This window comes from Annamia dubia NIES-4383 (assembly GCF_055394725.1).
In genome coordinates this window covers 1426233-1438023 of the sequence record NZ_AP025630.1, presented here as the reverse complement: position 1 = coordinate 1438023, position 11791 = coordinate 1426233, and the positions used below count along the sequence as shown (strand labels likewise).

9 protein-coding genes are annotated in these 11791 nt (G+C 33.1%); 5 read left to right on the top strand and 4 right to left on the bottom strand.

Annotation, left to right across the window (positions count from 1 at the left end; all coding sequences use genetic code 11):
• Positions 1–118 precede the first annotated feature (118 nt).
• From Anndu_RS06480 to Anndu_RS06470, 3 genes are all read left to right on the top strand, one after another.
• Positions 119–349, top strand: coding sequence for a hypothetical protein (locus Anndu_RS06480; RefSeq protein ID WP_464103589.1), 231 nt, complete (start codon positions 119–121; stop codon positions 347–349).
• Between the two features lie 77 nt (positions 350–426).
• On the top strand, positions 427–2085 hold the full coding sequence (locus Anndu_RS06475; RefSeq protein WP_464103588.1) for a GAF domain-containing sensor histidine kinase: 1659 nt from the start codon (positions 427–429) through the stop codon (positions 2083–2085).
• Between the two features lie 248 nt (positions 2086–2333).
• A complete protein-coding gene (locus tag Anndu_RS06470) occupies positions 2334–3407 on the top strand; it encodes a Gfo/Idh/MocA family oxidoreductase (protein ID WP_464103587.1) in 1074 nt (357 codons plus the stop codon).
• Positions 3408–3488: 81 nt separating this feature from the next.
• Here Anndu_RS06470 and Anndu_RS06465 read toward each other — a convergent pair whose 3' ends face one another.
• From Anndu_RS06465 to Anndu_RS06450, 4 genes are all read right to left on the bottom strand, one after another.
• The gene (locus Anndu_RS06465) at positions 3489–4208 is read right to left on the bottom strand and encodes a hypothetical protein (RefSeq protein WP_464103586.1); all 720 of its coding nucleotides are present in this window, start codon (positions 4206–4208) and stop codon (positions 3489–3491) included.
• Entirely contained in the window at positions 4162–5088 is a 927-nt protein-coding gene (locus tag Anndu_RS06460; RefSeq protein WP_464103585.1) for a CAP domain-containing protein, read from the bottom strand. Before Anndu_RS06460 ends, Anndu_RS06465 begins: the two co-directional genes overlap by 47 nt.
• Before the next feature lie 258 nt (positions 5089–5346).
• Positions 5347–6804: a cysteine--tRNA ligase gene (cysS, locus tag Anndu_RS06455; RefSeq protein ID WP_464103584.1), complete on the bottom strand. Its 1458-nt coding sequence runs from the start codon at positions 6802–6804 to the stop codon at positions 5347–5349.
• A gap of 254 nt (positions 6805–7058) precedes the next feature.
• A complete protein-coding gene (locus Anndu_RS06450; protein ID WP_464103583.1) occupies positions 7059–7448 on the bottom strand; it encodes a hypothetical protein in 390 nt (129 codons plus the stop codon).
• A gap of 325 nt (positions 7449–7773) precedes the next feature.
• On the opposite strand from Anndu_RS06450, the gene Anndu_RS06445 reads away from it, so the two are divergent.
• Together Anndu_RS06445 and Anndu_RS06440 are read left to right on the top strand one after the other, a co-directional pair.
• The gene (locus Anndu_RS06445) at positions 7774–10125 is read left to right on the top strand and encodes a PP2C family protein-serine/threonine phosphatase (protein WP_464103582.1); all 2352 of its coding nucleotides are present in this window, start codon (positions 7774–7776) and stop codon (positions 10123–10125) included.
• Between the two features lie 28 nt (positions 10126–10153).
• Entirely contained in the window at positions 10154–11554 is a 1401-nt protein-coding gene (locus tag Anndu_RS06440) for a flavin monoamine oxidase family protein (protein ID WP_464103581.1), read from the top strand.
• Positions 11555–11791 lie beyond the last annotated feature (237 nt).

The following is an 11791-nucleotide window of genomic DNA, read 5'->3' as shown; positions in this document are numbered from 1 at the left end:
TGACCTATTTAGGATTGCTATATGTCAATTAATCAATTGATAAAGTAATCAATTTAATGTTACAATTAGGCGTAAAACACTTAAAATCAAATTAACTTAAATTAAATTAAATTAAACAATGGAAAATACAACTGTTAATCCTCAAAATTCAACCGATAAAGTGGAAATTGCCGTTCAACTTGATCCCGAACTATTAGAACAAATGAAACATTTAACCAATAATCCCTCTAGGGTGATTGAAACAGCCCTTAAACAGTGGTTAAACGGAGAAAGACCTAGAGATGATGAACTTTCGCGCACTTTTAGACGCAATCCCCCCGTTCCCCCCAGAGGAGAATGGAATGATTAAGATTTGTCAACTTTATTAGTTACCCGTTACCCGTTACCTTTGTACTGACTACTGACTATTCTCTACTGTCCCTCACAATGACAATAACTTCAGTTTCTCAAGGATTCAACCCTTTAACCGCAGAAAATTTAGGAGCTGAATTAGTTTTTACTCAATCAGTTTCAGGGGTTTATCTTTCTTTTTATTGGAATCAAAGTGAAAAATATAGATTAAATTCTGAATTAATTATTGGAAAATCCGCCGATGAAATTTTTATTCCGGTGACTCTTTCAGCCTATTATGAGATTATCAAAAGAGTTATTAATCGGAGGATTCCAGAGCAATGTTACTGTATCTTTGAATATCAAGAACAATCTTTTCGCTTTGAATTAATCATCAGCCCGATTTTACCCAAACAGGGAGAACCGGAAAAGGTTTTTGTGAACGGGCGTAGTATCTCATCGGGGATAATATGGAGTAGTTCCCATTGTGCTTTACCCATTCATTACGACTCTTATCAATATTTATTAAGTAAAATTACCAAAAAAATTCGGCGCACTCTCAATCCTGATATTATTCGTCAACAAACCGTTGATCAATTAGGGGAAGGTTTACAGGTTAATCGCTGTTTAATTTTATCCTACAATCCTAATTTAGAAACCGATCAACTCAAAGTAGAGGCTGAATATCGTCAAGGCCAAGAGAAATCAATGTTAGCGCGTAAATTTGATCTACAGTCGGAATTTTATTTTCAACAGGCCTTATTAAAAAGGGAAAAAGTGATCGTTTCTCAAATTCAATCCGATCCTTTTGAGCAAAAATCTTTATTAATTGTACCTACTTTCTATCAAAAACAACCAAATGGTTTAATCTGGTTACAACAATCAGATCATTATCGTCATTGGAATACGGCGGAAATTAGTTTAGTGGAAGAACTCGGAGATCAGTTAGGGGCGGCGATCGCTCAGGCTACCTTATATCAAGAGTTAGAACAGGCCAGACTCCAAGCAGAAGAAGCCTCCAGACTCAAAAGTGAATTTTTAGCTAGTACCACCCATGAGTTGCGCACTCCCTTAAATGGGATCATCGGCTTTTTAACTTTTATTTTAGATGGCAGTGCGGACAACGAAGAAGAAGAAAGGGAATTTGTTGAAGAAGCTTATCATAGTGCCTTACATCTTTTAAATATTATTAATGATATTTTAGATATTGCTAAAATTGAAGACGGAAAAATGGAAATAATGTTAAGTCCAGTTGGGCTTGATCAAATATGTCAAAAAGTCGAAAGTTTTGCCCGTCCCCAAGCTGAGAAAAAAAATCTCTTTTTTGAATTAAATTTACCGCCTAACTATAAACAAATTATTCTTTATGCTAATCATCAAAGACTGTTACAAGTCATCTTAAATTTAGTGGGAAATGCTCTTAAATTCACCCATCAGGGAGGAGTAACGGTTAATATTAATGTTATTAAAAAAGAAATAAAAAGACATGACCAAACTTTTGTGGGTATGGTCAAAATAGCAGTAGAAGATACGGGAATTGGAGTACCATTAGATCAACAAGATAAACTCTTTCAAAATTTTGTTCAAATTGATGGTTCTACTACTAAATCTTACGGTGGAACGGGATTAGGTTTAGTTATTGCTAAAAAATTAGTAGAAAAAATGGGCGGAACAATTAATTTTTTTAGCATGGGAGAAGAACTTGGTTCAACCATCACTTTTACAGTTCCTCTCTTTGATCTTAAGAACGAATAAATAAGGGAATTATGGACAAACCGAAAACTGCCACAAAGCATAACCTATAAGGGACAAATTTTTTCAAAATGTAAACATAAATTAACTTATTTAATCAAAACGGAAGTAAAATCCCGTTAAAACTTAAAAAATTGTAATAAAGTCAATTCAGATGATAAAATTCTGAATTAAACCAGTTGGGTATAACAACCTAAATTTTTAAATTTAATTAAGTGCGGTGGAGGAGTGTACACCGAGTACAAACTAGAATGGTAAATACACAAAACAATTTACAACAACAGCGTTCAACTCAACAACCGATTCGCATTGGTGTGATCGGAGTTGGTAATATGGGTCAGCATCACACTAGAGTTTTAAGTCTACTCAAAGATGTTAAATTAGTGGGCATTTCCGATATTAATATGGATCGAGGCTTAGACCTTGCCAGTAAATATCGAGTGCGCTACTTTGAAAATTACCATGATCTTCTCCCCCATGTGGATGCTGTTTGTATTGCAGTTCCTACCAAGTTACATTATCAAGTTGGAATGGAATGTTTACGAGCGGGAGTTCATACCTTAATTGAAAAACCGATCGCCGCTAGTATCAGCGAAGCAGAGTCTTTAGTTAATGCGGCGGCCGAATATAATTGTATTTTACAAGTGGGACATATCGAAAGGTTTAATCCGGCTTTTCAAGAATTGAATAATGTTCTTAAAACTGAACAAATTTTAGCTTTAGATGCGCGCCGCATGAGTCCCTATTCCCACCGTGCCAATGATGTGTCGGTGGTCTTGGACTTAATGATCCATGATATTGATTTATTATTAGAATTAACGGCCTCGGCCGTGGTTAAATTAACCGCTAGTGGCAGTAGTGCTTCTGGATCGGGCTATTTAGATTATGTAACGGCCACTTTAGGCTTTGCTAATGGCATTGTAGCCACTTTAACCGCCAGTAAAATTACCCATCGTAAAATCCGCAGTATTGCCGCCCATTGTAAAAACTCCATGACGGAAGCGGATTTTCTCAATAATGAAATTTTAATTCATCGTCAAACTACCGCCAACTGTACCACTAATTATGGTCAAGTTCTCTATCGTCAAGATGGTTTAATTGAAAAAGTTTATACCAGTAATATTGAACCATTACACGCTGAGTTAGAACATTTTGTTAACTGTGTGCGTGGGGGAGAACAGCCCTCCGTAGGCGGTGAACAGGCGTTAAAAGCCTTACGTTTAGCCAGTTTAATTGAACAGATCGCTTTAGATGGTCAAGTTTGGCAAGAAAATAAATTAGACGGTCATCAAATTATTACTAATACTATTAACGTGGCTGTTTAAAATTAAAATTGTTATCTAATCCTTGCCCTTCTCCTCTGGGAGAAGGGTTATTTTTTTCCTAATATTAAATCAAGGCTAAAATTAATTTAAAATTAAATAAGGTTTAATATAATTTTGTCCTTTGTGAATAAAATAAGGGGTAAAATAATCTATAAATTCTTCTTGAAGAATGGCAAAAGCTTGATCTATTCTTTCCTTTCCATACACCAAAAATTGAGCGGTAGACAAAGCGTAAAATTCCTCTTGTTTGGCTTCAATATTATTTTTAAAAGCATCAATATATAAACTTCTTCCTTCTTCAATTAAATTGTTAATTTCAGGGGCAAAAGTCATCGCTTCTCGGTATTGAAAAATAATTTTTTTATTCTTAATAGAAGACATGGATAACTTCATACATTTTCTAGTTTGTTCTAAAGATAAACATTCTCGATCATTTCGTCTAAACGCCCATTGAGTGCAACCGTTAGTAATTTCTAATACTCTTAAAAAAGCCAATTTATCTAATTCTTGAGGCTTAATTTTTTGCCAAGAAATAAGGTATTTTTCAATCTTACTTTGGAAACTAAAAGAGTCTTTTTCAAAATAAGGTTTTAACTCTTTAATATCCATTAATTTTTGCCAACTAATTTCCTGTTTTATTAAACAAGTTTGAGCCATTTTACCACCTCTTTGATTAATCTTAATATTATTTAACTTATTTCTAACATAATCAAAAATTTTTTGAAAAAATGTAACAAAAATAGCAAATTCTATTCTACTGTTTAATAAAAATTTGATTGAGATAATATTCTCCTTTTTCATTTCTAGCCACCCCCACCCCCGTTAAATCAAAATCACCGATCATATTTTTATGATGGCCGGGGCTTTTGATCCACCCTTCTACCGCCGTTTTAACCGGATCATCATAACCTTGATTATAGGCTAAATTTTCCGCCGCCCCCTGTAAATTGATTAAACGCGCGATCGCCTCTATTCTTTGCTCAAAACCATCATGGGAAAAAGTCGCACTGCCCCCTGCCATCCCTTGACTATGTAAACGAGATTGTTGACTAATTCTTTCATCTAATCTTAAGGCCGAAAGCCCCCTTGATTGGCGATATTGATTAACCTGTGTGAAAACTTCAATTTCAAATTCTCTTAAAGTTGCGCCGGAAATAGGAGGAATTTGTTGTAATAACATGAGGGTAAAATAATATTGATCAGATTCATTTTTTGCCACACCAATTCCCATTAAATCAAAATTTCCTTCTATATTTTGACGATGGGGGATACTTCCTAACCAATTTTGCACTGTGGCACTGGCGGGATCCTCATAACCTTGGTTATAAGCTAAGTTAATTTTAACATTTTCAAAAGGGATTCTTTGACGAATATCATCAATTTCTGCATCAAAATTTGTATTTTCAAAAGAAGTTTCACCCCTTGCCACTCTTTCACTATATAATCTTGCTTGTTCACTTAAAAAAGAATTTAATTGAATTGAAGTTAAATTGCGAGATTGACGATATTGATTAATTTGATTGGCAATTTCTAATTCTAAATTATTAGTAGAAACTGTTAAAACTTTAGTAGAAGTTGATACAGAAGGCTCAATTTTTGGAATAGGTAAAGAGCTAATTTGAGTACAACCTTGTAAACAAATTAGAAGGGAAAATATGGTTAAATTTGTTTTTTTCAACATCTGATTTTTCATCTCTAAAATTTAGGCAAGGTGGGTATAAATTAAGTAATAATTAATCATTAATTATCATATATAGCAATAGCAATCTTCAATAAGTTGTGTCACTTGTTGAATTGTGAGCGTCTCGCTCAACAACCTTAAAAGCCAGTGAGCGAGACGCTCACACTTCTTTTTTATGAAAATTTAATTTACTAAGACTCATTTATAATTGCCATAGTATTTTGATTAATTCTCTCACTTATTACTTATTACTTGTATTTAGCCTCGATGCCAAGTAGTAATACCACCCGGCTTATCTACTAAAATAATTCCTTGGGCTTGTAACTCATTTCTAATGCGATCACCCTCGGCATAATTTTTATTTTTACGGGCTTCAAGTCTTTGTTGAATTAAGGTTTCAATTTCCTGATCTGTTAAGCCAGATTGCTCATTTTTCTCCTCAACTTTTGCCTCTAAACCTAACACTTGAGCTAATTCTTTTAAAATTAACCAATCTTGATATAATGATAAAGAATCTTTTTCAGTTTTGCCTTGATGGGTTAATAAATTACCCTCTTTTTTTAACTCTTTAGCTAATTCAAAAATCACCGCTAAACCACCAGCAAAATTAAAATCATCATCCACCGATTCTTGAAATCTTGTAGATATTTCTTGATATTTATTAACATCTATTAAATCATTATTAAACTGATCAAAACCTAATTTTTCCCCATAATAATCACCAAATAATAAACCATCTTTTAAAGTCTGCCAACCATTGGTGGCCGCCTCTAAAGCCTCATCAGTAAAATCTAAGGGTTTACGATAATGAGCCTGTAGTACAAATAAACGCACGGCCATGGCTTCATATTTCTCTAATAACTCACGAATAGTAATAAAATTATTCAAAGATTTAGACATTTTTTCCCCTTCAATTTTCACCATACCGTTGTGTAACCAATAGTTAGCAAGGGGATGCCCCGTCACCGCCTCAGACTGGGCGATTTCATTTTCATGGTGAGGGAAAATTAAATCACTACCGCCTACATGAATATCAATCGTTTCTCCTAAATGCTCCCTTACCATAGCCGAACATTCAATATGCCATCCGGGGCGGCCTTTACCCCAAGGAGACTCCCAAAAAGGTTCTCCCTCTTTTGAGCCTTTCCAGAGGGCAAAATCGTAGGGTGATTGTTTTTTGCTTTCTTCGGGATCGGTGATCTCCACTCTACCACTAGCCCCGATCTGTAAATCTTCTAATTTTCGACCTGACAATTTTCCGTAGGTTTTAAATTTATTAACGGAATAATAAACATCACCTTCAGAGGCATAAGCAAAACCTTTTTGTTCTAATTCATCAATTAATCTTTTAATTCCGTTTAAAGTGTGGGTAGCACGGGGATAAAAGTCAGCTTTTTTGATATTTAATTTTTCCATATCCTCAAAATAAGCAGAAATAAAACGCTCTGCAATTGCTTCCATTGTCGAGTGTTCATTTTTGGCACGGTTAAGAATTTTATCATCAATATCAGTAAAATTCTGAATATAAGTCACATTATAACCGCGCCATTGTAAATAACGGCGTACCACATCCCAGACTAAACAGGTGCGCCCATGGCCTAAATGACAATAATCATAAGCGGTAATACCACAGCAATAAATTTTAATTTTACCATTTTCTAAGGGTTTAAATAGTTCTTTTTTGTTGGTTAAGGTGTTATATAAAGTTAAAGGCATAAATAATGGAGAATTGATAATTAAGAATTAATAATTGATAGTTTCAAAAGGTTTTCCTTTTAAGATTCTATACCAATATAGCCAAGGTAAAAGATAAACCTTCACTAAAAACAGACTAAAAAGTTTTTTAGCTAAATCAACAAAAAAAGAACAAAAGCGTTTAACTTGATCAGTAAACGCTTTTTTATTTGTGAAGTGAATTAAAATTAAAAAATTAATTATTTTTTAGCCAATGATCAATCACAAATGATCAATTAAGCTAAAGTTTCAGGGCAATAACCCAAACCTTTAGCAAACTGATGACGAAATGCTTGAATATCACTAACATCAGGCGTTCCATGAGAAACAATGGCCACTTGATAACGACGCATCACATCAATAGCAGATTGGCCTTTTTCTAAACTCCAGAAAACCATTTGTAAACGTACATCAGGCTGATAGGCTACACCTAATTCCTCCATAAACGCACGAAAATCACCATGTTTTTGAGGTGTCAAGGGTTGATTCATTCTAATTTTAATAATCCAACCCTCAATTTGATGAATTACGGTCATTGAACAAGATGAAAAATCATTTTTTTGAAGTAGATATTCAATGACTCTTAAAGTTAAACTAGCGTTACCTAAAAAATAAATGTAGTCCATATTGCCCCCTTTAATCTGGCCTTGTGATCAGTCCAAAAAAGCTTTTATTAATATATTGTTACAAAAAGAGTTCTCTTAAGCAAGGGGTATTTAACGGCTTTTAGTTGGGTAATGTTACCCATCTTTTCTTGGATTCTTTGCTTTTTTTTGGAAAAATTCTCATTTTTGAGCTAATTTCAATAAATTTTCCCTTGGGATTAAGCTTAAAGAGAAAGTTATTGATAAAATAACTAAAGATTAAGTTTAATCGGTTATAAATAAGATTATTACTTTTATTTGTTGATTTTTGATTGCCCTTTAGCGTTAAAAAATAATTATGTCTAAGATGTTGCAGATTCAATGTTCTAATCCTCACTGTAAAACTCCTAATTCCTTTGAACAAAATCACAATTTTTGTCTTCAATGTGGAACGGCTATTACCAAACGCTATTTAAGGGTGATCGGGGGCGATCTTGAGCCTTCTCAAACATTAATCAGCGATCGCTATGTGATCGTCTCTCCTCAAGTTGTTTTAGAAACCAAGCCTTCAGAATTACCTTTTTTCCCTGAAAATCTGCCCAACGAAATTACTCCCTATTTACAATTATTTCCCTATCGCTTAAATATTCCCCAAGTTTATGGCCAATTAATTCCCCCAGAGGAAATATCTGAAGCTCAAAACAATATTTGGTTGTTAGATTATGGTAGTTTAGCCTTAAATGAAAATGATTTAAAACAGGGTAAATTTTTTCCTTTAATGGTTGAACAATGGCAAAATTCAACTATGATCAGAAAATTAAATTGGCTTAGACAAATAACGATTTTATGGAATCCTTTAATCAAAAAAGGAGTAGTTTCGAGTTTATTAAATCCTAATTTATTAGGGGTTAATGATCAGATTTTGCATATTTTAGAATTACAATTAGATCAGGGAAAACATTACACTTTTAAAAATTTAGGGGAATTTTTAGAAACTTTAATTCCCAAAACCGACACAGAATTTAGTGAATTTTTGAGCGAACTTTGTCAAAGATTAATTAATGAACAGATCCACAGTCCTAAACAATTATTAGCCGTCATAGATTATGCTTTAGAAAAATCTAGTAAAACTCAAGAATATCATTATCAAGTATTTACGATCACCGATTCAGGGCCAAGTCGAGATCATAACGAGGATTCTTGTTATCCCGAACCCCAAAAAGTTGTAAATTTTCAAGGTGATGAAAAAGTATTAGCCCTTGTCTGTGACGGGATTGGCGGACATGAAGGGGGAGAAGTGGCCTCACAAATTGCCATTGAAACTTTAGCCAATGAGTTAGATAAATTAGACCTCACCACTGAATTTTCTAACGAAAAAATTATTAATCATTTACAAAAATCCACTTTTATTGCTAATAGTAAAATTAGTGAAGTTAATGATCAAGAACATCGTCAAGATCGCCAAAGAATGGGGACAACATTGGTTATGGCCTTAGCCTATAATCATCAAGTTTATTTAGCTCATGTAGGCGATTCTCGGATTTATTTAGTAACAGCTAAAGGAGTTTATCAATTAACATTAGATGATGATTTAGCTTCCAGAGAAGTGCGTTTAGGTTATGCTCTTTATCGAGATGCGGTGCGTTATCCTTCGGCCGGGGCTTTAGTTCAGGCTTTAGGCATGGGATCATCTAATAATTTACATCCTAGTATTCAAAATTTAACTTTCGATCAAGATTGTCTCTTTTTATTATGTTCCGATGGTTTAAGCGATTTCGATCGAGTGGATCAATATTGGGATAAGGAAATATTACCTTTGATTGAAGGGGAGCAGGATATTGCTTCGGTGGGCAAAAATTTAATTGATATTGCCAATAAACGTAATGGTCATGATAATACAACTGTCGCTTTACTCCATTGTCAAGTTAGGTCAAAACCCTCACCTGATGACGTTTTTACCAGTTTATCATGGCAATCTATTGATGAGGAAAAGATTATTCCTGTAGTACAACTTCCCACCACCAAAATTGAAGAATCTAATAGTGTTGAGGCCAATGTTCAAACTCAGCCATTTTATGAGGAAACAGACAATCAAAAAAGTCCTTTTCTGATTTATGTTTCAATCATGGTTACTTTGATTATTATTGCCGGAATTACTCTATTTTGGAGGAATATTGATGGTTTAATCAAAAAAATAATCGGGAAAATCCCTGATACTGAAATAATTACTCCTCCTAATCCCACTGAAATTCCAAGTAATATACCTGAATCTTCTCTCAAAGAAAAAGAGCTATATCTAGTCAATACGGAGTTAAATTTAGAGGCTAAGGTTAAATCATCAGTGCAAGAAGAAAATCAACCGCCAAAAACTGATCAATCATCAAAAAAACTGATAATTCCTGTTAATAGCGTCATTCAGTTAGTATCTAAAAAGGATAAAGACACTCAACGGGCGATCGTCAGAGTTTGTTATCTTCCTGATCAACCGAAAGTAGACACACAATTAAATAATTTAGCTTTAATTTCTTTGGAGGAATTAGAGGCTAAAAATTATGCTAAATATAATGAAAATACCAGTAAAATTCCTTTGTCTAAAATTGCTGCATTTTGTCAAAAAGAATTTAATCAACCTGATGATAATTCTGAGAATAAAGAAGCAACAGATCAGAAAAATCAGAGCGATCGAAAACCATTTACTGATTATCCTGAACAACAATAATAACTAATTTTTTAAGTAATAAAAAACTATGAATAAAATCACAAGAGCTAGATTTTTAAAATTATTATTAGGGGCAACGGCCGTTACTACTTTTCCTTTAATTTCCTGTGAAAAACAGGCGGCAATTACAACTAATAATAATGAAAATCAAATAGATATTATTATTATTGGGGCAGGAATAGCGGGAATTAGTGCTGGATTTGAATTGGTTAAAAAGGGTTTCAAAGTGTTAATTTTAGAAGCTAGAGATCGCATTGGGGGCAGAATTTGGACAAATGATAAGTTTAATATTCCTCTCGATCTTGGTGCTAGTTGGATCCATGAAAGTGAGGGAAATCCTTTAAGCCAATTAGTTGAACAATTCAAGATTAAAACTGTTAGTTTTGATTATGATGATACTACTACTTATTATGCCGATGGATCACAAATTAATGAAGAAGATGAGAGTTATTATGAAGAATTATTTGATCAAATTTTTGAACAGTTAGAAACCTTAAGAAACAAAAGAGAAGATGAAGATCAAGAGGATATTTCTTTAGGGGAAGCTATTACAGAAATTCTCAAAAATGAAGACTTAGATCAAGAAGATCTAACCGTAATTAATTATTTATTAAATACAACAATTGAACATGAATATGCGGGGGATCTTAATAATTTATCCCTTTATTATTGGGATAATGATCAAGGTTTTGATGGTGAAGATTTAATCTTTCCCCAAGGTTATAGTCAAATTTTACAGCCAATGGTCAAAGATTTAACTATTCAATTAAATCAAATTGTTCAAAAAATAGATTATACAAATCAAATTGAAGTTACTACAAATCAGGGAATTTTTAAAGCTAAATATGGAATTGTTACCCTACCTTTAGGCGTATTAAAAGCGGGAAAAGTTGAATTTTTACCGCCCCTTCCTAATCAGAAAAAAGAGGCTATTAATCATTTAAAAATGGGGGTATTAAATAAAGTTTATTTAAAATTTCCCGAAGTATTTTGGGATGATAGCCAAATGTTAGAATATATCTCTAATAATAAGGGTGAATGGTGCGAATGGGCTAATTTTCAGCCAATCATTAATCAACCAATTTTATTAGGTTTTAATGCGGCCAATTATGGAAGTCAAATTGAAGAATATAGCGATCAAGAAATTATTGAATCGGCTTTAAATGTGTTAAAAACTATTTATAAAAATGTACCCAATCCTGTTGATTATTTAATCACTCGTTGGCACAAAGATCAATTTTCCTATGGCTCATATTCCTATTTACCAGTAGGGGCAACTCCTGAAGATTATGATCATCTGGCTCAAGCCATAGATGATAAATTATTTTTTGCGGGAGAAGCCACTTCTAAAGATTATTTTGCAACAGTACATGGCGCATTTTTATCCGGCAAAAGAGTGGCTAATGAAATATTAGCTATTAATAATTAGACTTTTTGCATAATTTGGCAAAAAGAGAAAAGTAATAAGAATTAATTGAAACGGATAAATAACTATTAAATAATTGATTTAATTTGTTTTTTTATTACTTTAGCAAAAGTTCTATTAATGATTATCAATTAATTTGATTAATTTTAAACCTCAAAATTTTAATGTTAATAGTTTAAACTAAAATATAAATAAACCTAAACTGATTTTGATCAGGTGCATTAAAGCAAATTAATGTTA